Consider the following 21,901-nt stretch of genomic DNA (forward strand, 5'->3'; position numbering starts at 1 on the left):
CGCCGAGGGGGATTCGCATGAACGGTTGGGGGCGGGTTCTCGGGAGTGTTTGTGTGCTCGGTGTTGTGGGGGGTGGGGTGATGGGGTGTGGGAGTTCTGTAGATGGAGATGCTCATCCGGCTGGTAGCACGGTGGTGTCGTCCACGGCGTTGCCGCCTGCTCCGACCGGGTTCGATCCGTGCTCGGATGCGTTGAAGCCGGTGCTGGATTCGGAACAGTTGCACGGCAAGGAAAGAGACGATTCCAACGGGAATGGTGGCACGCAGTGGAGGGGGTGCGGCTGGGTTCAATCCGACGGTTACTCGGTGTCGATCCGGGCTACGAACGTCACGTTGTCGATGGTTCGTGCCAATCCCGGCCTCAAGATAGCCGAGGAACTGACCGTCGGTGGCCGCGCCGCAATCACCTACCACGACAGTGACGCAACGGATCTTCAGCACGGCTGCATTCTCGATGTGGAACTCAAGAACGGAAGTCTGGAGTTTTTTCTCGACAACCCGGCCTCCCGGCGTCTGACCGGCTCGATGGATACCTGCCTGATCGCGAAAACTCTCGCAGCCAAGGTCGTTCCGCTGGTTCCCACGTCGGTGTGACCTCGAAATGTTCATGACAACGCAGCTGTTCCGCTGGGGAGAAGGTGAAAACCGATGGCAGAGCCCACACCGTCACAGCCGGTACTGGGGGATCTGATCTCCGAGGCGAAAGCAGGGCGGTTGACGGTCAACTTCAATGCCGATATGCGGGTCAACGCCGAAGAATTTGCCTACATAGAACGTGATTGCAGGGATTTCAAGGAGTCGATTCAACGTCTGCAGCGGGTTGCACGTGAGATTGCAGCACAGAAGAAGTGGGGGCTGGGCGAAGATCAGTCGATCTTGACCTCTGCCAAAACTGTCGTCCATCGGTTCCGTGCAAAGGCGGGGATCGTCGATGCGGGTCAGGATTCGAACAACAACGTGTATGACATTCTGGACCAGCACTATCGAATAGTCGACAGCCTCCAGGAGCTGCACCGTACGATCGCGCAGCGCTACATCGAAACCGATGAGGTGTTCGCCGCGCGGTACAACGAGTTGATGGCGAACATGCCGCCGAGTGGGATCGGGACGGCTGCGATCCAGGGGCCGATGCAGGCCGGGGAAGGGAAGTGGCGATGAGCATCGTGAACGAACCTCCGCATATCGCGGACAAGGAGAATCCGTCGTCGTTCGAACACTGGGACCTCTACCGCGCTTTCCATCCTCAGGACACCACCGACGCTCACAACGCGGCGGAAAAGTACGACCATATGGCCCGGACGTGGGCCGCCGATGTCGCCACTTTCGCCGCTCGGATCCAGCGTTCCAGTGCGTCCGCCTGGGAGGGGCCTGCCGCCGAGGCGTCTCGTGCGGCGATCAACAACTACGCGCAGCGCGCCCAGGATCTGACCCCCGCGCTGATGGCGCTGGCCGAGCAGGTGACGACGGCGGCGACCGGAATCGTCAACACCAAGAAGGGTGTCGAACCGGAACCGCAGTCCACGGTCGGCCCCTGGTACGAGCATGCTTTCAACACCGACGGCTGGGATTTCCTCCACCACGGATCGCGCTCGGTGACGAAGATCAACGAGGCCAAGGCGAAGGCGCAGGCCGCGATGCAGAACAACTATCTGGTCGACTTCGTGCACGCGGATTCACGCATACCCGTTCTCCCCGAACCGGTTTCGCCGACCAGTCCGCTGTATTCGTGGCAGCCGGGCCAGGCCGGTGTCGAGCACGGGCCGGTCGGCGTTGGTGGCAACGGGTACAGCGGCCCGAACGGTACCGGGGGCCTCGATGACGGCACGGCTCCCGGCGGTGACACCGCGCCGGGTGCTCAGGACCAGCCCGCCGACACGAGCGGCCCATCGGCGGATGCCGCCGGATCGGATCATCCCGTCGACGGGCAGGCGCAGGGCGGTCACTCGAATCGAGACGAAACCCGTTCGGCCGGAACAGTTCCCGGTGAAGTCACCACCAGGCCGACGAGCTTCGGCCCGTCGGCCTACCCGGGTGGCGGCGGCTACGGTAGCGCCGGTCCCGGCGGGGATGTCAATGGTCCCCTCGGCGCGTCCCCCGGTCGGGCGATCCCCGGAAATCCCACTGCGGCAGGGGCTTCCGTGCGGCCGATGGCCGCACAGGCGGGCCTGCCGGGCGCCCCCGGTATGGGGATGCCGGGTATGGTCCCGCCGGGCCGGGGGAAATCCGAGGAGGACGAGCGCGCTCACAAGTCCCCGGAGTGGCTGAAGGACAAGAAGAACACCGAGGAGCTCCTGGGTACTCCGCCGCACACTCTCCCCGAGGGTGTGATCGGAGTCGACGAGCCCGCACCCGCCCCGGAAACTCCCTGATCGATGACAACCGAATGGGATTGGGACCCGGATGATTTCGCGGTCCTGTGGAACAGTGACGCGCACGACCGCTTCCCTCGGCCGTTGGACTACACGAGTCGTTTCCGCACCACGAACCAGGTTGCCGCACACCGCGCCGCAGTGCGCGCCGGCTACAGCCGTGACGAGACCGACCTCATCCGGCTGGCGTTCCACACCCTGGACACCGCCGACCTGCGGATCGAAATCCTCGGCGACTCGGCCACTCTCGGAAACGGCGAGGTCCGGCGATACCGAATCCTGGGTGCTCGCACCACCGATCACGCCGTCCTGCTGACCCAGACCGCCACCGCCACCGCGCACGGCCGTATCCGCTGCCGGATCTTCACCCCCGCCGAACTGGCCCCCCGCCTGGCCCACATCCTGCCCCGTCACCCGGCGGGCACCGAACCGCCGGAAACCTTCCACCGCGCCGACCTGAGCGCCACCGCCGCACCCGACGACCATCGTCCCGACCCGCGACGTCGCCTGCGCCGCCGCATCCGCCGCGCCGCCGGCGGCGGGGTAGCCGCCCTGGTCACCGGCCCGCTCTACGCGGAGCCGATCCCGTTGTTCACCGGTCAATGGCTCGATATCCCCGAGGACGGCCGGTACCTGCAACTGATGACCCGCGACCACCTCACTCTCCGCCCGGCCGCCGTCGGCGACCTCACCGACCTCTTCACCACCTGGATCGACCACACCCTGCAACGCCGGCGCCCCGACGAAGCCTGGTAACGGGCGATTGCCACGATGGTCCGGCCGGGGTCCCCCGTGTGGCTTTCGCCGAAATGTTACCGAGAGCGGCAGTTGGGTAACCCCGCATGGAACCGAGAGGACTGGGAGGTCTCATGCGCACACAGTGGTTCGGCTCCGCAGTACCGCCCGTCGGGCGTGGCGTGGTCACCGCGGCAGCAGGCATCGGCGACCGCATCTCATGAGTCTCGCGACGAGCGACGTACGGGCATTCGAGGCCCGCGCGTCCGATGCCGATCTCGATGATCTGCGTGCGCGATTGGCCGCGGCGCGACTGCCGGAGGCCGAGACGGTCCATCCTACCGCGCCCGGTCGCGGCCGATGGGATCAGGGCGTCCCGCTGGCGGACCTCATCGATCTCGTGAACTACTGGCGCACCGAGTACGACTGGCGTTCGTTCGAAGAACGCCTGGACGAGATCGGCCAATTCCGCACGACCATAGATGGATTGGGAATCCACTTCCTGCACCGTCGGTCCGCGCGCGCGGACGCCACGCCGCTCGTCCTGACCCACGGCTGGCCGGGCAGCATCGCCGAGTTCGTCGATATCGTGGACGAACTGGCGAATCCGAGAGATGCGGGCACGCCGGCATTCCACGTCGTGGCTCCGTCGCTGCCGGGCTTCGGTTACAGCGACAAGCCGGCCACTCCCGGATGGGGCATCGAAAAGATCGCGGCCGCATGGGTGGAACTGATGGGAAGACTCGGCTACGACCGGTTCGCGGCCCAGGGCGGCGACTGGGGCGGCGTCATCACGACGGTTCTCGGCGGCCGGTTCCCGGCGCACGTGCTCGGTATCCACACGACGACCGCGCAGGCCCCGCCCGGGTTGCCGATGGACGGGCTGACCGCGACCGAACGCGAATGGGCCGAGGAGACAAGGGATTTCTGGCTCCACCGCGCGGCGTACGCGAAGCAGCAGGCGACCCGGCCGCAGACCATCGGTTACTCGCTCGTCGATTCGCCGGTCGGCCTGCTCGCCTGGATCCTCGACAAGTTCGCCGAGTGGACGGACACCGAGGACAGCCCGTTCGAAACGATTTCCAGGGACCGGATTCTCGACGACGTCACCCTGTATTGGCTGACGCGGACCGGCGCATCCGCTGCCCGCATCTACCACGAGAGCCACAACTCGCTCGACCCCGAACTCCGGGTCGACGTCCCCTCGGCGATCAGCGTCTACCCCCGCGACATCGAGAAATGCCCGCGCCCTTGGGCGCAGGAACGGTTCCGGCGGATCGTGCGATGGGGGTCGCCCGATACCGGAGGTCATTTCCCGTCGCTGGAGGTTCCCGAGTTCTTCGTCGGAGATCTGCGGGAAGGACTGGCGGCGGTGCTGGCCGCCGACCGGTGAACCCGGCCTATCCGAGTTCGCGTCAGGAACGGTTGTCGCGCAGCGTATCCCGGATATCGTGCACCAGGCGGGCAGCCTCGTCACGCACCACCCGGCCCGCCTCGGTGGGCCGCACCCCGCGGGCCAGCCGCTCGAAAAGCGGCCGTCCGGCGGCCTGTTCCATCAAGGTCACCTGCCGCGACACCGCGGATTGGGTGTAGCCCAGCCGCTCCGCGGCACCGGAGAACGACCCCGTGCGCGCCGCTTCCCGCACCACTCGCAGGCCCGTCACCGTGAACTCACCCATGCGTATTACTGATACCAGCTGTGCGAGATCCTCGCTGGTTGCACAGCTCCGCTGGTCGTAGATTCGGGTCCGTGAACAACCGGGAATTCATCGCAGAACTGTTCGACCAACTGGCACAAGGGAATTCGCAAGCACTGGGTGCGGCGATGGCCGAGGACTGCCGCTGGGTGTTTCCCGGCGACTGGTCATGGTCCGGCGTCTGGGAACCGAGGTCGGCGGTTGTCGACGGCCTGCTCCGTCCGCTCGCCCGGCAATTCGCCGACGGCTACCGTAACGAGGCCGACCTGATCGTCGCGGAAGGTGACCGCGTCGTCGTCCAGGCCCGCGGTTACGCCACCACCACGCGCGGCGAGCCGTACCACCAGACCTACTGCTTCATCTTCCGCATCGCCGGCGGCCGCATCGTGGAAGTGATCGAACACTGCGACACCGCGCTGGTGGAGCGAGTGCTCGACCCACTGATTCCGGCGCCGCTGATCCACCAGGCCGAGGCGGAAGAGGAACTACGCGCTGAAAGTGGTCACGCGAGAGTAGGGAAGTAATCCTTCCGTTATCAATGTATATCGCACACCGGGGCTTGCGGCAAGACCCGGGCTGTACCGCAAAATCATCGCCCTGGGCCGAAACCGGCCGGAACGGGAGGACCGAGATGCGTGCAGTGCCGACGACGGGAACGGACAGGGCCGCGGCGAACAGGCCGGTAGTGGTGGATGCGGACGTGGTGATCGTGGGTGCGGGCCCGACCGGTTCGATGCTGGCGGCCGAACTGGCGCTGGCCGGTGTGCGGCCGCTGGTATTGGAGCGGCAGCCGCAGCGCCGTGACACCCCGAAGGCAGGCGGCCTCGGTGGGCAGATCCTGCAACTGTTGCGCTTCCGCGGATTGCTGGAGCGGTTCGAGGCCGCCTGCACCGATCCCGTGCCGGCGCCGCGGTTCCCGTTCGGCGGGGTACACGTGGACTTCACCGGCCTGACCGATTCGCCGATGCACGCCCTGCCGCTGCCGCAGCAGACCCTCGAACGGCTGCTCGACGAACGCGTCGGTGAACTCGATGTCGAGATCCGTCGCGGGCATCGGGTGATCGGCGTGAGCCAGGACGCCACCGCGGTCACCGCCCACGTGCGCGGACCGGCGGGGGAGTACCGGGTGCGGGCGCGTTATCTGGTGGGCTGCGACGGGGGCCGCAGCCGCGTCCGCGAGCTGGCCGGAATCGCCTTCCCCGGCAGCACATATCCGGAGGTGAACCGGCTGGCCCAGGTCACGCTGGCGGATTCGGTGACCGGACTCGCCGACGGCAGTCTCGATGTCCCCGGATTCGGCACGGTCCGAACGGGTTTCACGCGTACGGATCGCGGACTCTTCGGCCTCGGCGGATCGGCCGATTCTCCTGTGCTGTCCCTCTTCACGACCGAGGACGAGACCGTCGAATACGACGACGACGTACCGATGACGGTGGACGAACTGCGGGACAGCATTCGGCGGGTGCTCGGCGTGGATCTCCCCGTGGCGGAGGCGATGCGGTTGTCCCGCTTCACCTTCAAGGATCGGCAGGCCGAGAATTACCGCGCCGGCCGGATTCTGCTGGCCGGTGACGCCGCCCACCTGTTCCCGGCCACCGGGGTGGCGATCAACGCGGGCATGCTCGATGCGGTGAACCTGGCCTGGAAGCTGGCCGCCGACGTCCACGGCTGGGCACCGGACGGTCTGCTGGACACCTATCACGACGAACGCCACCGCGCGGGGGCCCGGGTCATGCTGCACACCCGGGCACAGGCGGCGCTGCGACGCGGGCACGACCCCGCCGCCGAAGCCTTGCGCTCGGTGTTTCAGGAACTGCTCACCGACGAGCAACCCTTGCGGCGCGTCGCGGCGCTCATCGCGGGTTCGGACAGCCGCTACGCATCACCGAACCACAACGGCCACAACCTGACCGGTACCTTCGTGCCGGATCTCACGCTGCACACCGACCGCGGCGCCGGCAGCGTGGCCGAACTCCTGCACACCGCACGGCCGGTCCTGCTCGACCTCGCCGACCGCGCCGATCTGCGAGAAGCCGCCCAGGAATGGCACTCTCGCATCGATATCCGCACCGCGAAGACCGGCGACCCGCAGGCCGACGCCCTGCTGATCCGCCCGGATGCCCACATCGCCTGGGCCGCCGCGATCGACGAACCCACCGGCACAGCGGTATCCGGACTGCGCCGAGCCCTGTCCCACTGGTTCGGCACCCCCTGAGAACACGCCGCCCGGCCGCGCGGCGGCCGGCGCCCATACCCGATCATCACCGCACAGAAGGAGTTTCGGATGCCCACCGGTCCCGCCGACCCGACCGTACTGCACCCCATGCCCGGACAGCCGCGAGTGGTGCTGCTCCGGCCGATGATCACGTCACCGCTGATCGAGGTCGGTGAGTTCACCTACTACGACGACCCCGACGACCCGACCGCCTTCGAAACCCGGAATGTGCTGTACCACTACGGTCCCGAGAAGCTGATCATCGGGAAATTCTGCGCGCTGGGCACCGGCGTGCGATTCATCATGAACGGGGCCAACCACCGCATGGACGGCCCGTCGACCTTCCCGTTCCCCACCATGGGCGGCTCGTGGTCACAACACTTCGACCTGCTCACCGATCTGCCGAATCGGGGTGACACGGTGGTCGGCAACGACGTCTGGTTCGGCTACGGCACCACGGTGCTGCCCGGCATCCGGATCGGGCACGGCGCGATCATCGGAGCCGGCGCGGTCGTCACCGGCGATGTGCCCGACTACGGCATCGTCGGCGGTAATCCGGCCCGGCTCATCCGTACCCGTTACGACGATGCCGACATCGCCCGCCTGCTCGCGCTGGCCTGGTGGAACTGGCCGGTGGAACACCTCACCGACCACATTCGAATCGTCATGTCCGGCACCGTCGCCGAACTCGAAGCCGCCGCACCGGCTTCCCTGTGACCCCGTGTCGTTCCCGGACGTGTTGCCACGTCCCGAAAAGGAGTACGGCTCATGCTTTCTCGGTCCGCACATATCGCGATGCGACGGCACGGGCGATGTCCGCCTCGGCTCGCGGCATCGCGCTCAGTCGTTGCGCCGGCGGGCGCGCTCGATCACTTCCTCTTCGGTGAGTGCGCTGGGTGGATGGTGGCTCAGGCACATCGGCACATCGATCTTCTCGAAACCCGAACCCTCCGTGGCTCCGTAGAAGCGGCCGGCTTTGAGGTGCGAAATGTCGTCTATCCGGCCACCTTTGGCGCGGGCCAGTTCGGTGGCGGCCTGGATCTGCACCGCCGCGTTCAGTAATCCGAAGAATTGGGTGGCGGCGTTGCCGGTCACCATGTTGTGCAACGCTTTCGGCGCCTGGGTCGCGTACACCATGCCGAGTCCGTACTTGCGGGCCTGGGTCGCCAGCTTCAGGGTGCTCTCGGTGGACGCCGTGAAGCGTTGTGACGGCACGAACGTCTGCGCCTCGTCCAGTACGAGCAGGCCACCCAGGGGGCGATCCCTCGCCGGGTTGCGCTTGATCCACGCGAACAACGCCAATTGCAGCTGGTTGACGAACGTCTGCCGTTGCTCGTCGGTCGGCAGGCCGATGAAATTGACGACGGACACCCTCGCGCGTCTGCCCGCGGTGGGGGTCAGCAGTGCGCCCGGATCCAGCCGCTCGCCCGCGCCGCCGAACACCGGGTCGTTGATCATCGCCGCGGTGAGGCTGTCGGCCATCTCGGCGGCCCGCCGCGGTGCGTTCGCGATGATGCTCACTCCCTCGGGCAGATTCGCGAGCAGCGCCACGAAATCGCGTAGTTCGCTGCCGCCGTTGGTGGCGAAGTGGGTCAGTGCCTCGCGTAGTACGGCGGCGCCCTTGTCGACCTGACGAGCGGTCAATCCGGCTCTCGGCAGCAGGCCGGCGACCGAGGCGTCGACGGAGGTGCGGAATTCGTCGGGATCGTCCAGTACGTCGCGGAAGTCCGGCAGTGGGTTCAGCGCGAGCGGGCGTCCCGCCGCACGCCGTGGCGTCCACACGACCACATCGGTGTTCTCGAGGTACTCCGCGGCGCGATCCGCATCGCGCGGACCCCAGCCGATCGGCGGTTCGGGCCAGGGGTCGCCCAAGCGCGCCAGGTCGTTGTTGCTGTCGATCAGGATCGCTGAAACACCTTGCAGTGCGGCTTCTTCCACCAGGCGCCGGAGCAATACCGTCTTGCCCGAACCGCTGCCGGCGAAAACGGCTGTGTGCTTGCGCAACAGGACGAGCGGGACCCGGAATTCGTTCCGGCCGTCCATGCTGCGGCCGAGCGGAACCGCCGCCGGGGTCTCGGCCGGGTCGGCCCGAGGGATGCGTTCTTCGGGCGACGGTGCACCGGGATGTGCTGCCGCGGAATTGGTTTCGCCGGGACGGGTCGGGACCGGGTCCGGCTCGGTGAATCCGTCGAAGGACGATTTCCGCGTTCCGTTCGGCGGATCGACCGGGACGGCGGGGATCACCCGGCTGAGCAGTCGCGACCGGCTCGCCGGTTTCCGGATCGCGAGCCAGTCGGCGAAGCCGGGCGCGGAGTCGATGAGCATCGCGTCCAGCGCGGCGAAGACCCGGAGGTCCTCCTCCGAGATAGGCACCGCGACACCGCCGGCCGCCTGGAATTCGGTGAGCATCTCGGCGGTGACCCGGCCGGAGGAGAACGGCATGTTGCGTACCACCACGAGATGCCGTTTGTCCGTGCCGGGTTGGATTCCCGCCTCGAGGGACGCCGAGCGCAACCGGGTCTGCACGGCGCGCGCATGGGTGTGGCCGATGGATCGGAAGCTCCAATGCTCTTCGTCCTCGGTAGCCTCGTCCAGCGTGCGGCGCAGCCGGGCATGCAACGCCGACTGCAAGGTGGCCGCCTGATCGACGATCAGCTCCGTCCCGCTGCCGCGCTGTTCCAGCGCGAAGCATCGCAGTGCCGCGTTGAGCAGGGCGAACATTCGCTCGTCCTCGTGCCGGGGATCCAGTGGCGCAACCACATCCGCGGAGCGGCACAGACGCTCGAACTGAGCGTCGAGCACGGCCATCTCGCCGGGAGCGGGCGGGGCGGGATGCGGCAGCACGCTGTCGCCGGGTGTTTCGAAGGCTTCGAGCTCGATGATCGTGCCGCGGTTCAGGCATCGCTGGACGTGCTCGTCGACCTGCTGCAACAGCCGGCGCGGCGTGTAGTCGGACACCTCGCGAGCCTCGAACGCCGGAGGCGCGACCGGCCAGCTCGGATAGGGTGGTTCGAACCCGATCTCGCCGTACTGAGCCGCGAGATGCCGCTCGACGATCGTTCGCGCCATATCCGAGCTCGGCATGTTGGTCGACAGTTCGAGCACGGTGAAACGGTCGGCGGCGGAATTGATCGCGCGGTGGGCCAGCAGTTCCCACGATTTGGGGATGCAGGCGGCCACGATGATGGTGCGCACGGTTTCCTCCCGCATCCGCATCAGGCCGTCGGCGAGCCCGTCCGCGAGCCGGTTCTCGCCGCCGTGTCCCGACTGCGCGATCACGGAGTCGATCTGATCGATCGCCAGCACCACCGGGCCGGTGAGCGCGAACAACCAGGACAGATCGTTGAAGATCTGCTGCGGGCTGCGCCGCCGGCCTCGGAAACCCCATGCCGCGCGGTCGGTTTCGTCGATACCGTCCTCCAGCAGCAGAAAGCTGTGCCCGACATCGCGCACGTCGCGCTGGTTGGCCTGATACAGCACGAGCGCGCGCAGCGTGTCGTGATAGTCACGCATCGACTGACGGTCGAAATCGTCCACCTGGCCGATGAATTCGTCGAGATGTTCCCTGCCGACGGTGAGCGTGCCGTGCAACCGGACCCGCAATTCCCGGTCGCATCCGGCGATTTCGCTCAGCGTATCGATGATCCGGCCGAGTTGCCCGCCGTCGGCCCCGCGCAACTGGTTGACGATGCCGTGCACCGCGCCGGCCCAGAACGACGCGCCGTCCAGCAGTTTGGGCATGAAGAACGATCCGCCCTGCTCCTGAACGTAGGCGCGCAGCCAGCCGAGCATGTGCGTCTTGCCGACACCGCGCTCACCGCTGAGGATCAGGCCGGTCGGCTGGCTGCGCGGCCGGCTCGCGGCCGCCTCGACCGCGCGCCGGATCTTCGCGGTGGCCAGCGGGTGCAGCCCGTCGACGTGGTAGCGCAGCGGTGTCCAGATGCCCTCCGTGCCGAGCACGCTGCCGAATTGGATCGCGGCCAGTGCCCGGCGCTGATCCTCGTTCATTTCGGCGCCTCGATGGTGAGCAGATGTCGTGGCGTGCCGCCGAGCCGGACCGCGGCCGCACGATCCTCGTCGGTGAGAATCTTCTGATCGGCCTCGGCGCGCACGTGCACGTCGGGGCGGCGCGCCATTTGCTCCAGCGCGCGGTCGACATCGTCGCGGGGCAGCCCGGACAGGGTGGCCCGCAGTACGGCCAGTCGCACGGGTGTGCCACTGCCGCCGGTCAATTCCGCGTAGGCGGTCTGCACCTGCCGCGCCACATCGGGCCGGAAGACATCGGCCAGGGTGTGCCCGCTGTCGGTCAGATGCCGGCCGACCCCGGCCAGCACGGTGTACAGCGCGCCGCCCGCGCAGCCGGAACGCGCGGGGCGGGAACGGGTCAGCTCGGCGGCACACCATTTCGTGCCGCGATCGGTGAGTTCGTGGACATAAGCCCGGTTCACCTTCACGCTGCTGACCAGCCCGAGGTCGTTGAGCCGCAGACGGTATCGGCCGTCGAGTTTGACGCCGGCGAGCGTGAGCAGATCCGCGTTGGTGAGCTCACGGGCCTCGGCCATCAGCACGAGCAGGACGCAACGCTCGGTCAGTGTCAGCTGATCTTCGGGCATATCGCCTCTTCTTTCGGGGTCTAGGGATGGGTGCGATCGATGGTGATGAAACCGGTTTCCGCGGTGGTGATTTCGCGGGTCCGCCGGGTCCGGGCGAGGGAGCCGGTCGCGCGCACGAGCCGGCCGTCGCGATGTGCGGCCAGCGCCGCGGCGTACTGCGTGGCGTCGGCCAGCCGTACCGCGACGAGTTGCCGTGGCGGCGCGGGTTCGGCGTCGCCCGTGGTGAGCGTGCCGCGTACCTTGACGCGCCAGCGGTCGCCCTCCTCGTCGTCGGACAGCTCGGTGACCAGTCCTTCCACCGTGGCGGTGTCGACGACCTGCGCGGTGCGCCGGCTCACGGCCCGGATGCGCTCACCGGCGCCGGCCGGGAATCGCAGCGCCGTGTTGTCCCGTGGAATGAGTTGTGACCAGCGGAAGCCGAGTTCGAACGGGGCGGTGTGCCCGCCGCCCGCCAGCTCGGCCAGCGCGCCGCAGATCGCCTCGGAGACATCGTGCCGCGAGACTCGTTCCACGGCATCGGTTTCCGACTCCACCGCCGACAGCAAGCGGGCCGAGCTCCGGAGCAGGCGCAGTGTGGTCCGGCGGCCCAGTGGCTCGGGTTCGCCGCCGTCGATCGGTACCCGGACATCGATCCCGAACGTCTCGGTGGACACGGCGAGCAATGATCGTTCCAGGAGCGAGCGCACCGCCTCCGGCGGCCGGCCGGGCTGACCGGAGCTGTTCTCGTCCAACGACTCTCGCGCGCACGCCGCGAACAGATCGCGCACCCCGCTCAGCGCGCCGGCCCCGGCGGTGAGGGTGAGGGCAGTGTCCCCGTCCGTTCGATAGGACACGATATCGACTGCGGGAGTGAGCATGTCGTGCCGGACGTCGGCGGCGGAGCGTTCCTCGGCGGAAGCGACACACCGGATCAGCTCACGCAGCCGTGAGCGCGCATCGGCCACGGTATCGGAGGGCGGCAACAGTACGTCGTATTCGTCCCGGCTCCAGACCTCCGCCCCGCGCCAGCGACCGCTGACGATCCAGCCGTGCGTTCGCAGATAGCCGGTCACGTCCTCGATCCGAGGTGGCTGCGTCATCGGCGGTCACCCGATCGGGGTGACGACATTGCCGACGACGAGCCCACGCAGGCTCTCCGCGGTCAGCACATTGCTCATCGGCAGTTTCACCCGGATGCGCCGATCGCGCCGGGACGACGGCAACGGCGAAAGATCGCTCAGCGACACGTAATACCCGATATGACGGAGCAACAGCCCGAATGTGCTGAGGTCCGCGTAACTGGTGGCACTACGCGGAACATGAACCACGAAAAGGTATCTCGGCACCGTGAAGTCCGGGCCCGCGAGATTGTTGAACTGCGCGTGGCTCAGTCCGTCGTAATTGACCACACCGCTCGTGGTGTCGAGCGTGGAGACGGTCTTGACCTGGACGTCGATCCGCGGCGAGAAGCCGCGCGGCGTGCGGCCGGGCAGTTTCAGGCACAGGTCGACGGTGTCCAGGTCCACATCGTCCTGCGACCAGATCAGCCCGGCCGCGGAGGCCAGGACCCGAATGTAGTCCGCACCGAATTTCCCCTGCTGATTCTTTGGATCCAGCACTGTCCCCTCCGACCGGCCGGAATGTTGCTCGTGCACCCCCGGCTGCGCGCCGATCGATACTGTAGCGATTCCGTGCCGTTCGCAGGGCGCATCCGGGCAATCCTGTGGCACATCGGTCCGAACGGTGGTGAAGCGGGCCCGGAATCAGATCATGATTCCGGGCCTGCGCACAATTATCTTCAGGCCCAGGCGAGTTCGGCCTTCTCGTCGACCGGTGCGGCCCAGTCGATGCGGTAGCCCTGCTCGCGGCGCATGATCTGCTGGAGTTTGGCCGAGCCGAACATCAACGGCATCAGGGCGGGCATGACCTTGCGCATCACCGGTCCTGGGGTTTTGGCGTGATTGATCTTGGCGCCGCGGGCGGCGATGGCCTCGACGCGGGGGCGGCGGAATCGTTCGTAGGCGGTGAAAGCCGTTGTCGGGTCGTCGAAGTCGCGCAGGCAGCGGGCGAGCTGGATGGCGCTCTCGATGGCCAGGGAGGCGCCCTGGCCGGTGCTGTTGCTGGGGGCGTGCACGCTGTCGCCGACCAGCACCATGCGGCCGCGGTGCCAGTGCGGGACCGGGGGCATGATGTGCAGACCGCCGGAGACGACCAGGTCCTCCGGGCGGGTGTGCCGGACCAGGTCGGCGCCGGGGACGTCCTCGCCGTAGGTGTCGCGCATGGTGCGCAGCCACTGCTCGCTGGGGATCGCGCGGGCCTCGCCGACGGTCATGTAGCGCTTGCTGGGCAGGTTGGCGCCCCAGCCGACGCGGCCGTCCGGGCCGACCCAGTACAGGTAGTAGGCGTTCTTGCCGAAGGCGAAGATCATGGTGTGGGCGGGGACGTCCACCGTGGCGCCGGAGGGCGCGCCGAAGCCGAGCATGCCGGTGTAGTTCGCGCCGGGGGCCTTCGGATCGATCAGGGTGCGGACCGTGGATTTCACACCGTCGCAACCGATCAGGATGTCGGCGGTGGCGCTGGTGCCGTCGGCGAAGTGCGCGGTGACGCGGTCGGCGTGCTCGTCCACCCGCACCAGGCGCTTGTCGTATTCGAACGAGATGCCCGCGGCGACAGCGTGATCGTGCAGCGCGGTGTGCAGATCGCTGCGGTCGACCAGTTGCTGTGGTTCCAGGTCGGCGGCGGTGGGCATCTCGATTGTCTTGTGGCCGAGGGACATCGCGCTGTGACGGATCGGCAGCGCGAGCCGGCGGACCGCGTCGCCGGCGCCGACGACGTCGAGCGCGGCCAGGCCGTTGGGGGCGAAGCCGAGGCTGGAGCCGATGTTGACGGCCGGGCCGGAGTACGCCTCGAAGACGCGGGCCTCGATGCCGGCCATCTGCAGTGCGGTGGCGGCCACGGGCCCGGCGACGCCGCCGCCGATGACGAGTGCGGAACGGATGGACATGACGAATTTCTCCCTGCGATTGCGTGTCGGAATGCCCGAACCGGGGAGTGCAGGGAGCGCGGTTATCCTTGGTTTGCCAGCCTTGGGCCGGATTCGCCTGCACGAATGTGGTTCGAGACGGTAATTCGATCGGGCTCGGCGCAGGTGTTGCCGCACCTCGCCGGGCCCGGTTGCGGAAGGCGGGTCAGTGGCCCGCCGGTGGGTGGGGGTCCCCCCTTTCGATCGAGTTCGCTGCCGCGGTGAAGTCGATTTCGCCGCTTCCCGCCTCGGCCAGGAACCCCTCGGCGTGCATTCGCCGCCAGAAGTCCACGCCGGGGAAGGTGCCGGAGCTCAGTTCGTCGCGGAAGCCGCGGACCCAGGCGGCCTCGGCCTCGAGCATCGCGACCCCGAATTCGGCCTCGATCATGAACAGCCGGGGGAGCACCCCTTCCTGCTCGGCGATCTCCTGCCGGGCGATCGTGATCTGCTCGGCCAGCCGCGTCAGCCGCACACCGAGCAGTTCGATCAGGTCGTCGGGCGGCACCATGCCCACGATGGACAGGCCGGCGACGAAGCGGTGATGCTCGGGTTCGGGAGTGGAGATGAGCTCGCGGGTCCAGTCGATCGCCTCGTCGCGGCCGGCGGTGGTGAGGCGGTAGATGACCCGCTCGGGGCGGGCGCCCTCGCGTTCACTGCCGACCACCTCGAGGAAGCCGTGCTTCTCCAGGTTCTGGACGACCGTGTAGAGCGAGCCCCACTTGATGTCCATGTCGCGGTCCTTGCCGCGCTCCTTCAGGACCGCGGCGATCTCGTAGCGATGCATGGGCCGCTCGATCAGCGCCGCCAACACGGCCAGGGCCAGCAGATTGCCGACCTTGCGCTTCTGTGCCATCCGGGCCCACCTCCTTACTCGTCTACGAATATACGTCTACGAGTATTCGTCGGCAAGTAGGGGTGGATATCCGTCTCAGGCCTGGAACCGGTCGCGCAGCCGGGTCGCGGTGGCCTCGTCGGCCGGCAGGAACGCCTCCAGATGCAGTTCGGCCAGCGCCACGTCGGTGGCGGTGGCGAACGAGGTCAGCGTGGTGATCAGGCGCAACTCGCCGCCGCCGGTGCGCAGCCGCAGCGGCACGGCGAAGCCGAGGTAACCGGGTCCGAGCTCGGCCGGCGGCAGGTACGACTCCAGTTCCTCGATCATGGCGTCGAGTTCGGGGTCCGGGCTGACGCGGGCCCGGTGCCGCAGCGCCTCGGTCACGTGCCGGCCCCATTCCGGCAGGTTGCGGACCCGCTTCGCCAGGCCGTCCGGATGCAGGGCCAAGCGGCGCACGTTGATCGGCGGCCGCAGCAACTCCGGGGCGCAATCCTCGGTGAACAGCGCGAACCCGGCATTGGCCTCCAGCAGGGTGCCGTACCGGTCCACGATGATCGCCGGATACGGCAGGTGGCCCGCGAGCACGGTGCGCAGCGCCTCCCGCACCGGCGCCAAACTCGGTGCGCCGAAATCGGATTCGGTGAAGGCGGGCGCGTAACCGGCCGACATCAGCAGTGCGTTGCGCTCGCGCAGCGACAGCCGCAGCGATTCGGCCAGCCGGACCACGATCGCGCGGCCGGGCTGGGATCGGCCCTGCTCGAGGAAGCTCAGATAGCGCTGCGTGGTGCCGGCGCGGATCGACAGATCGAGCTGGCTCAACCGCCGCACGCCGCGCCATCGGCGCAGCTCACGGGCGAACGGTCCGGTCTCGGCCACGGTGGTCACGGCACCATCCTGACCCGCCGCGGTGACATCCGGCCATACCCTGCGGGGAATCGCGCGGCCCCCGTCGCCCGGCCCAGACTCGTCGGCATGACCGATCGAGACACCGACATCGACCTGAAACAGCTGGCCGAGCGCTGGGTCGCCCAGTGGAACGAGCCCGATCCGGCCGAGCGCCGGCGGTTGATCCGCGAGTTGTGGGCCGAGGACGGCTACCAGCTCATGGTGAATCCGCCCGAGGAGATGCGCGCGGCGGCGGCCCGGCTGTCCGTTCCGTTCCCCGCCCTGGAGATCCGGGGTCACGACGCGCTGGCCGAGCGCGTCGGCCGCGCCTACGAGATGTTCGTCGGCACCGGCGAATTCGTTTTCGTGCAGCCGGGCGAGCCGGTCCGGCACGCGGGCGGCGCGGTCGCGGTGACCTGGGAGATGCGTTCGCGGGCAGACGATTCCGTCGCCGGATCCGGACTCGAGGTGCTCACCTTCGCCGCCGACGGCCGGGTGCGCAGCGATCACCAGTTCGTGGCATGACCGCGGCGGGCCCGGCCCCGCGGCCGGACATCCTGCGCTACACCGCGATCGTGACCGGCCCGGACGGCGGATCACGGTTCGCCGACGCCGATCTCGCGCTCACCGCCCGCGAGATCGCGCCGGGGGTGCCGCCGATGCGGGTCGGCGGACTGCCCTCGGCCGCCGGGGTGGCCTACGTGCGCAGCGAATTCTTCGACAGCGCACCGCATCCGGCGCCGGCTCGGCAGTGGGTGGTGATGTTGCGCGGCACGATCGAGGTGACCACCACCGACGGGGCGCGGCGGCGCTTCGGGCCCGGCGATCCCGTACTGGCCGTCGATGTGGACGGCGCCGGGCACAGCACCGCCGCGGTCGGCGAGCCGCCGTTCGAAGCTCTCTTCATCCCAGCCGATTCCGGAGTGGACTCATGAATTCTGTTGCGTATCAACTCGTTCCCCGCGAGGGCCCGGACGGACTGCGGCAGGTGTCGCGTCCGGTGCCGCGGCCGGGTCCGACCCAGGTCGTCGTGCGGGTGCGGGCGGCGTCGTTCAACCGGCGGGACCTGATGCTGATGGACGGCAGCTACCCGCTGCCGGCGACGCCCGGCGTCGTCCCGTTGTCGGACGGGGTCGGCGAGGTGGTCGCGGTCGGCGACGGTGTCACGCGGGTCGCGGTCGGCGACCGCGTCACCGCCACCTACTACCTGCACTGGTTGCGCGGCCCGCAGCGGCTCGCGCATGTCCGCGAGCAGTACGGCGCCAACCACGACGGCTGGCTGGCCGAACACATCGTGCTGGAACAGGATTCGGCCGTCGCCGTACCGGATCACCTCACCGATGCGGAGGCGGCGAGCCTGAGCTGCGCCGGGGTCGTGGCGTGGAAGACGCTGGCCGACCCGGCGCCGGTGCTGCCCGGGGAGTCCGTGCTGACCGTCGGCACCGGCAGCGTCGCCCTGTTCGCGGTGCGGTTCGCGCGGCTGCGCGGGGCGCGCGTGCTGTCGATCACCTCCAGCGCCGAGAAGGCCGGGCGGTTGCGCGAACTCGGCGCCGACGAGGTGATCGACCGCACCGAATTCCCGGACTGGGAGCAGACGGTGCTGGAACGCACCGGCGGCGCCGGGGTCGACCATGTCGTGGAGGCGGTGGGCCGCCCGACCCTCGCGAAATCCGTTGCGGCATCGGCCTTCAACGCCCGGGTCACGGTGATCGGGGTGTTCCCGGCCGACGGCGCGGCCGGGGATCCGTTCGGCGGTGGATATCTGTCGATCCGCCGGATCGCGGTCGGCAGCCGGGCCGACTTCGAGGACATGAACCGCGCGATCGCGGCGCACCGGCTGCGGCCGGTCGTCGGCCGGGTGTTCCGCTTCGAGGACGCCGCCGAGGCGTATCGGTACTTCCGCGACGGGGATCCGTTCGGGAAGGTGGTGATCGAGCGCGGCTGAGTCACGGACACCCGGCCGAGATCCGGGCCAGCCCGGCGATCTCGGCCGGGCCGACCCGGCAGCAGCCGCCGATGATGTCGGCCCCGGCGGTGATCCATTCGCGCACCAGCGATTCGGCGAACGCCGAGGCGCCGGTCCAGCGGCGCGCGACCGGATCCCAGCCCTCACCGCTGTTCGGATACACCACGATCGGTGTGCCGGTGGCGGCCCGGGCGGCCGCGATCGCCGGGGCGACATCGGCCGGGCGGCAACAGTTCACGCCGACCGCCACCAGATACGGGGTAACCTCCGCCACCGCGAACGCCTCGGCCAGCGGCTGACCGGCCCGGGTGCGATCGCCGTCGACGGTGTAACTCAGCCAGGCCGGGTAGCCCGCCTCGGCCACCAGATCGGCCAGCGCCACCGCCTCGTCGACATCCGGAATGGTCTCCAGCGCAAGCAGATCCGGCTCCGCCGCGAGCAGCGCCTCGAACCGGGGACGGTGCCGTTCGCGCAGTGCGGCGGCGCCGAGCCCGTATCGGCCGCGATATTCGGAACCGTCCGCGAGCATCGCCCCGTACGGTCCGACGGAGGCCGCGATCCAGCGTGGCCGGCCGTCGCCGGCGACCTCGTCGCGGGCCTCGCGGGCCAGGGCCACGCTGCGGCGCAGCAACCGAGTGCCGGCCGCACGATCCAGCCCGCGGGCGGCGAAGCCCTCGAACGACGCCTGATAGCTCGCGGTGGTCGCGATCCGCGCGCCCGCCCGGAAGTAGGCCGCGTGCGCCGCGCGGATCTCGTCGGGGGCATCGAGCAGCAGCCGGGCCGACCACAACGCGTCGGTCAGATCGTGCCCGCGGGCCTCGAGTTCGGTGGCCAGACCACCGTCGGAGATCACCGGACGCGCGCTCGGGTCGAAAACCACGGCACCACTGTATTACGGTCGGCACATGGCCGGCAGACGAGATCTCCAACATCGGTTGGTAACGACTTTCCAACGACACATTGCCAATCCGATTTCGCGTCGGATGGGTATGCAGACACTTCTGGAAACCACCGGTCGAATCAGCGGCAGGCCGCGCATCACACCACTGGGCGGACGTCGTGTCGGCGATTCATTCTGGTTTGTCTCCGAATTCGGCGAGCGGTCGCAATATATTCGTAATATCCGGGCGGATAATCGCGTTCGGCTGCGTCTGCACGGTCATTGGAAATCCGGTGTTGCACATATCATGACCAGCGACGATGCCAGGTCGCGGCTGAAGGAATTGCCGCGTGCGAACAGTGCCGCCGTGCGCGCGGTGGGTACCGATCTGCTCACGGTCCGGGTCGATCTGAACTGATCGCGCGTCACAAATGCTGCAATATAGTCTTCTTGGTATCGTGCCGAAGTGATGGGCTTTCGTATCGGTGGTAGTGCACTGGTCGACGAAAGGTTCCGACAATGGAGTCACCGGAGGATTCGCAACCGGCCCGCCCGGCGGGCGGGAACGGCACGACCACACGCACCGTGGCGGTTGTCGCGGTCGCCGTCGCGATCGTGGCGGTCGCGGCATTGATCGGGGTGCTGTTCGACCGATCCGGCAAGGACGTCGACCCGGAATCGGTCGCGGCCACCGGCGAGATCGCGAACGCACCGTCCGCCGACGGCCGCCACAACGGTGACGACTGCTCCGAGGGCGAGGTGAGCGGCCAGTGGGCCGTGCGCAACAGCCACTGGGAATGCCTGCCACTGGTCCGGATGGAGGAGCACCGGCTCGGCGAGGACTGTAGCCACGACGGTCTCGTCGCGCAGTGGGGCCTGGTGATCGGCCGCGGCTGGGAATGCGTCTCGCAGGTGGAAAGCGGCGGCAACCAGCGCGACGGCGCCGACTGCTCGCACAACGGCATCACCTCGCACTGGGAACGCCCGGCCGGTCACGGCTGGGAATGCGTCCCGGGGCCCGCGCGGACACCGCAATCGGTGCAGGGAACCCCGTCGGGCACGGTCACCCCGGGTGTCCCGGTCTCACCCGTACCCGGCGCACCGGAGCAACTGGGCGCGCCGCCGGCACCGGGGCCGGGCACCGTCCCGCCGGTCCCCGAACAGCCGATCGTGCCGGAACAGCCGATCGCGCCCGAAGGCCCGCCGCCGCCGGTCGCACCCGGTCAGCCGGATGCCCTTCCGGCGCCCGCGCCGCCGCCGTGGCTCATCCCGTTCCTCTGGCACTGAGGCCGCGGGCCCGGCGTGTAGGGTGCAGGCGTGCCACGTGACCTCGCCGATCTGCCCTACACCGGCCGCCTCGAGGTGTTCCACGGTGAGCCGGAGTACGACACCGATTACGAGTACGCGCACATCGACGAGCGCGAGTTCGCCGATCTCGACGCCCGCGGTATCCGGTTCTCCCGCTCCGTCTTCACCGGCGTCGAGTTCACCGGCGGCGAGTTCCGGCAGGCGCGCTTCGACGAGTCGCTGCTGCGCGCGGTCCGCTGGATCGGCGGCGATCTGGGTCAATCCGGTTGGCTGGACACCGAACTCGTCGACAACGCGCTCACCGGCGCCGAGTTCGTCGGCGCCCGGCTGGACCGGATCCGGTTCACCGGCTGCAAATTCGAGTCGGTGAACTTCCGGACCGCGCGGCTGCGCGATGTCACCTTCACCGATTGCGTGCTGCGCGGTACCGATTTCAACGAGGCGACGCTGGCCCGGGTGTCGTTCCCCGGCTCCCGGCTCGAGGGTGTCACCCTGCACCGCACCACCTTCACCGAGGTCGACCTGCGCGGCGCCCGCACCCTCGATCTCACCGGCGGCATCGCGGCGCTGAAGGGCGCGATCATCAGCAGCGGCCAATTGTTCGATCTGGCACCGGCATTCGCGCGCGCGGCCGGGATCGTGGTCAGCGACGACTGACCGGGGTCACAGTCCCGACACGCCCAGCAGTTGGCCGATGCCGTAGGTGACCGCCATCGCCAGCGCGCCCCCGATCACCACCCGCAGCACCGCCCGCCGGGGCCGGCTGCCGCCGAGCCGGGCGCTCACCGTCCCGGTGACCGCCAGCGCGATCAGCACCGCGACGATCGTGACCGGCACCCGCCAGGTCGCGGGCGGCAGCGTGATCGCCAGCAGCGGCAGCAGCGCGCCGAGCGTGAACGCCACCGCCGAGGACGCCGCCGCCTGCCACGGGCTGGTGAGATCCTCGGGATTCAAACCCAATTCGGCGTCGGCGTGCGCGGCGAAGGCATCGTGCGCGGTGAGTTCCCGCGCGACCTGCCGTGCGGTGGCCGCGGACAATCCCTTGCCCACGTAGATCTCGGCCAGTTCCCGCAGTTCGTAATCGGGCTCCTCGGCCAGTTCGCGCTTCTCCTTCGACAGCAACGCCCGCTCGGTGTCGCGCTGGGTGCTGACCGAGACGTATTCACCGGCGGCCATGGAGATCGCCCCCGACACCAGTCCCGCGAGCCCGGCGGTGAGGATCGGGGTGACGTCGGCCGACACCGCCGCGACGCCCACCACCAGGCCCGCGGTGGACACGATCCCGTCGTTCGCGCCGAGCACACCCGCTCGCAACCAGTTCAGCTTGGCGTTGAAACTCTCGCCGTGCGGTTCCCGCGGATGGGTCCGATGTCCGATCTCGTTCACGAGTTCGCCTCCGGC

At 68.7% G+C, this 21,901-nt stretch carries 24 protein-coding genes; 14 read left to right on the plus strand and 10 right to left on the minus strand.

Annotation, left to right across the window (positions count from 1 at the left end):
- Nucleotides 1–80 precede the first annotated feature (80 nt).
- The 5 genes from NRB56_RS36340 (at nt 81) to NRB56_RS36360 (ending at nt 4,496) form a co-directional block, all read left to right on the plus strand.
- Complete coding sequence (locus tag NRB56_RS36340; RefSeq protein ID WP_153348947.1) at nt 81–593, plus strand: DUF3558 domain-containing protein; 513 nt, start codon at nt 81–83, stop codon at nt 591–593.
- 54 nt (nt 594–647) lie between these two features.
- The gene (locus NRB56_RS36345; RefSeq protein ID WP_153348903.1) at nt 648–1,157 is read left to right on the plus strand and encodes a hypothetical protein; all 510 of its coding nucleotides are present in this window, start codon (nt 648–650) and stop codon (nt 1,155–1,157) included.
- Nucleotides 1,154–2,368, plus strand: a complete 1,215-nt coding sequence (locus NRB56_RS36350) for a hypothetical protein (RefSeq protein ID WP_153348904.1) — start codon at nt 1,154–1,156, stop codon at nt 2,366–2,368. The genes NRB56_RS36345 and NRB56_RS36350 overlap by 4 nt, the downstream gene beginning before the upstream one ends.
- Nucleotides 2,369–2,371: 3 nt before the next feature.
- Nucleotides 2,372–3,124: an ESX secretion-associated protein EspG gene (locus NRB56_RS36355; RefSeq protein WP_153348905.1), complete on the plus strand. Its 753-nt coding sequence runs from the start codon at nt 2,372–2,374 to the stop codon at nt 3,122–3,124.
- A gap of 199 nt (nt 3,125–3,323) precedes the next feature.
- Nucleotides 3,324–4,496 (plus strand): epoxide hydrolase family protein, encoded by a 1,173-nt coding sequence (locus NRB56_RS36360; RefSeq protein ID WP_153348906.1) that lies wholly within the window; start codon nt 3,324–3,326, stop codon nt 4,494–4,496.
- Nucleotides 4,497–4,518: 22 nt separating this feature from the next.
- On the opposite strand, the gene NRB56_RS36365 is transcribed toward NRB56_RS36360, so the two are convergent.
- The gene (locus NRB56_RS36365; protein ID WP_153348907.1) at nt 4,519–4,782 is read right to left on the minus strand and encodes a LysR family transcriptional regulator; all 264 of its coding nucleotides are present in this window, start codon (nt 4,780–4,782) and stop codon (nt 4,519–4,521) included.
- A 71-nt stretch (nt 4,783–4,853) separates the two neighbouring features.
- Between NRB56_RS36365 and NRB56_RS36370 the strand changes: the two genes are divergently transcribed.
- The 3 genes from NRB56_RS36370 (at nt 4,854) to NRB56_RS36380 (ending at nt 7,732) form a co-directional block, all read left to right on the plus strand.
- A complete protein-coding gene (locus tag NRB56_RS36370) occupies nt 4,854–5,324 on the plus strand; it encodes a nuclear transport factor 2 family protein (RefSeq protein WP_194291120.1) in 471 nt (156 codons plus the stop codon).
- Between the two features lie 176 nt (nt 5,325–5,500).
- Nucleotides 5,501–7,015, plus strand: a complete 1,515-nt coding sequence (locus NRB56_RS36375) for an FAD-dependent monooxygenase (protein ID WP_319944049.1) — start codon at nt 5,501–5,503, stop codon at nt 7,013–7,015.
- Nucleotides 7,016–7,084: 69 nt separating this feature from the next.
- Nucleotides 7,085–7,732: a CatB-related O-acetyltransferase gene (locus NRB56_RS36380; protein ID WP_153348910.1), complete on the plus strand. Its 648-nt coding sequence runs from the start codon at nt 7,085–7,087 to the stop codon at nt 7,730–7,732.
- A 123-nt stretch (nt 7,733–7,855) separates the two neighbouring features.
- On the opposite strand, the gene NRB56_RS36385 is transcribed toward NRB56_RS36380, so the two are convergent.
- From NRB56_RS36385 to NRB56_RS36415, 7 genes are all read right to left on the minus strand, one after another.
- A complete protein-coding gene (locus NRB56_RS36385; protein WP_153348911.1) occupies nt 7,856–11,023 on the minus strand; it encodes an ATP-binding protein in 3,168 nt (1,055 codons plus the stop codon).
- Nucleotides 11,020–11,628: a hypothetical protein gene (locus tag NRB56_RS36390; RefSeq protein WP_153348912.1), complete on the minus strand. Its 609-nt coding sequence runs from the start codon at nt 11,626–11,628 to the stop codon at nt 11,020–11,022. The genes NRB56_RS36385 and NRB56_RS36390 overlap by 4 nt, the downstream gene beginning before the upstream one ends.
- Before the next feature lie 20 nt (nt 11,629–11,648).
- Nucleotides 11,649–12,707, minus strand: coding sequence for a hypothetical protein (locus tag NRB56_RS36395; protein WP_153348913.1), 1,059 nt, complete (start codon nt 12,705–12,707; stop codon nt 11,649–11,651).
- A 6-nt stretch (nt 12,708–12,713) separates the two neighbouring features.
- Nucleotides 12,714–13,226, minus strand: a complete 513-nt coding sequence (locus NRB56_RS36400) for a DUF4365 domain-containing protein (protein ID WP_319944050.1) — start codon at nt 13,224–13,226, stop codon at nt 12,714–12,716.
- A gap of 179 nt (nt 13,227–13,405) precedes the next feature.
- Nucleotides 13,406–14,611: an FAD-dependent monooxygenase gene (locus tag NRB56_RS36405; RefSeq protein WP_153348914.1), complete on the minus strand. Its 1,206-nt coding sequence runs from the start codon at nt 14,609–14,611 to the stop codon at nt 13,406–13,408.
- A gap of 184 nt (nt 14,612–14,795) precedes the next feature.
- A complete protein-coding gene (locus NRB56_RS36410; protein ID WP_153348915.1) occupies nt 14,796–15,482 on the minus strand; it encodes a PadR family transcriptional regulator in 687 nt (228 codons plus the stop codon).
- Nucleotides 15,483–15,557: 75 nt separating this feature from the next.
- Nucleotides 15,558–16,346, minus strand: a complete 789-nt coding sequence (locus NRB56_RS36415; protein ID WP_319944051.1) for a helix-turn-helix domain-containing protein — start codon at nt 16,344–16,346, stop codon at nt 15,558–15,560.
- A gap of 87 nt (nt 16,347–16,433) precedes the next feature.
- On the opposite strand from NRB56_RS36415, the gene NRB56_RS36420 reads away from it, so the two are divergent.
- Genes NRB56_RS36420 through NRB56_RS36430 form a run of 3 tightly spaced genes read left to right on the plus strand, consistent with a single transcriptional unit; the run spans nt 16,434 to nt 18,291 of the window.
- A complete protein-coding gene (locus NRB56_RS36420) occupies nt 16,434–16,871 on the plus strand; it encodes a hypothetical protein (RefSeq protein WP_153348916.1) in 438 nt (145 codons plus the stop codon).
- On the plus strand, nt 16,868–17,281 hold the full coding sequence (locus tag NRB56_RS36425; RefSeq protein ID WP_153348917.1) for a cupin domain-containing protein: 414 nt from the start codon (nt 16,868–16,870) through the stop codon (nt 17,279–17,281). Before NRB56_RS36420 ends, NRB56_RS36425 begins: the two co-directional genes overlap by 4 nt.
- The gene (locus tag NRB56_RS36430) at nt 17,278–18,291 is read left to right on the plus strand and encodes a zinc-dependent alcohol dehydrogenase family protein (protein ID WP_153348918.1); all 1,014 of its coding nucleotides are present in this window, start codon (nt 17,278–17,280) and stop codon (nt 18,289–18,291) included. The genes NRB56_RS36425 and NRB56_RS36430 overlap by 4 nt, the downstream gene beginning before the upstream one ends.
- A 1-nt stretch (nt 18,292) precedes the next feature.
- Here NRB56_RS36430 and mmuM read toward each other — a convergent pair whose 3' ends face one another.
- Nucleotides 18,293–19,165, minus strand: a complete 873-nt coding sequence (mmuM, locus tag NRB56_RS36435; RefSeq protein ID WP_319944058.1) for a homocysteine S-methyltransferase — start codon at nt 19,163–19,165, stop codon at nt 18,293–18,295.
- 52 nt (nt 19,166–19,217) lie between these two features.
- Between mmuM and NRB56_RS36440 the strand changes: the two genes are divergently transcribed.
- The 3 genes from NRB56_RS36440 to NRB56_RS36450 all read left to right on the plus strand — a co-directional run bounded on the left by NRB56_RS36440 (nt 19,218) and on the right by NRB56_RS36450 (nt 21,157).
- A complete protein-coding gene (locus NRB56_RS36440) occupies nt 19,218–19,610 on the plus strand; it encodes a nitroreductase/quinone reductase family protein (protein WP_153348919.1) in 393 nt (130 codons plus the stop codon).
- A gap of 101 nt (nt 19,611–19,711) precedes the next feature.
- Nucleotides 19,712–20,479 (plus strand): hypothetical protein, encoded by a 768-nt coding sequence (locus tag NRB56_RS36445; protein ID WP_153348920.1) that lies wholly within the window; start codon nt 19,712–19,714, stop codon nt 20,477–20,479.
- A 30-nt stretch (nt 20,480–20,509) separates the two neighbouring features.
- A complete protein-coding gene (locus NRB56_RS36450; protein WP_319944052.1) occupies nt 20,510–21,157 on the plus strand; it encodes a pentapeptide repeat-containing protein in 648 nt (215 codons plus the stop codon).
- 6 nt (nt 21,158–21,163) lie between these two features.
- On the opposite strand, the gene NRB56_RS36455 is transcribed toward NRB56_RS36450, so the two are convergent.
- Nucleotides 21,164–21,886 (minus strand): VIT1/CCC1 transporter family protein, encoded by a 723-nt coding sequence (locus NRB56_RS36455; protein ID WP_319944053.1) that lies wholly within the window; start codon nt 21,884–21,886, stop codon nt 21,164–21,166.
- Nucleotides 21,887–21,901: the final 15 nt, after the last annotated feature.

Source organism: Nocardia aurantia, assembly GCF_009604425.1.
GTDB classification, from domain to species: domain Bacteria; phylum Actinomycetota; class Actinomycetes; order Mycobacteriales; family Mycobacteriaceae; genus Nocardia; species Nocardia aurantia.

Coding starts and splice junctions, on each gene's coding strand:
- NRB56_RS36340 (WP_153348947.1), top strand. CDS start 81: ATGGGGTGTGGGAGTTCTGTAGATGGAGATGCTCATCCGGCTGGTAGC.
- NRB56_RS36345 (WP_153348903.1), top strand. CDS start 648: ATGGCAGAGCCCACACCGTCACAGCCGGTACTGGGGGATCTGATCTCC.
- NRB56_RS36350 (WP_153348904.1), top strand. CDS start 1,154: ATGAGCATCGTGAACGAACCTCCGCATATCGCGGACAAGGAGAATCCG.
- NRB56_RS36355 (WP_153348905.1), top strand. CDS start 2,372: ATGACAACCGAATGGGATTGGGACCCGGATGATTTCGCGGTCCTGTGG.
- NRB56_RS36360 (WP_153348906.1), top strand. CDS start 3,324: ATGAGTCTCGCGACGAGCGACGTACGGGCATTCGAGGCCCGCGCGTCC.
- NRB56_RS36365 (WP_153348907.1), bottom strand. CDS start 4,782: ATGGGTGAGTTCACGGTGACGGGCCTGCGAGTGGTGCGGGAAGCGGCG.
- NRB56_RS36380 (WP_153348910.1), top strand. CDS start 7,085: ATGCCCACCGGTCCCGCCGACCCGACCGTACTGCACCCCATGCCCGGA.
- NRB56_RS36385 (WP_153348911.1), bottom strand. CDS start 11,023: ATGAACGAGGATCAGCGCCGGGCACTGGCCGCGATCCAATTCGGCAGC.
- NRB56_RS36390 (WP_153348912.1), bottom strand. CDS start 11,628: ATGCCCGAAGATCAGCTGACACTGACCGAGCGTTGCGTCCTGCTCGTG.
- NRB56_RS36395 (WP_153348913.1), bottom strand. CDS start 12,707: ATGACGCAGCCACCTCGGATCGAGGACGTGACCGGCTATCTGCGAACG.
- NRB56_RS36405 (WP_153348914.1), bottom strand. CDS start 14,611: ATGTCCATCCGTTCCGCACTCGTCATCGGCGGCGGCGTCGCCGGGCCC.
- NRB56_RS36410 (WP_153348915.1), bottom strand. CDS start 15,482: ATGGCACAGAAGCGCAAGGTCGGCAATCTGCTGGCCCTGGCCGTGTTG.
- NRB56_RS36420 (WP_153348916.1), top strand. CDS start 16,434: ATGACCGATCGAGACACCGACATCGACCTGAAACAGCTGGCCGAGCGC.
- NRB56_RS36425 (WP_153348917.1), top strand. CDS start 16,868: ATGACCGCGGCGGGCCCGGCCCCGCGGCCGGACATCCTGCGCTACACC.
- NRB56_RS36430 (WP_153348918.1), top strand. CDS start 17,278: ATGAATTCTGTTGCGTATCAACTCGTTCCCCGCGAGGGCCCGGACGGA.
- NRB56_RS36440 (WP_153348919.1), top strand. CDS start 19,218: ATGGCCGGCAGACGAGATCTCCAACATCGGTTGGTAACGACTTTCCAA.
- NRB56_RS36445 (WP_153348920.1), top strand. CDS start 19,712: ATGGAGTCACCGGAGGATTCGCAACCGGCCCGCCCGGCGGGCGGGAAC.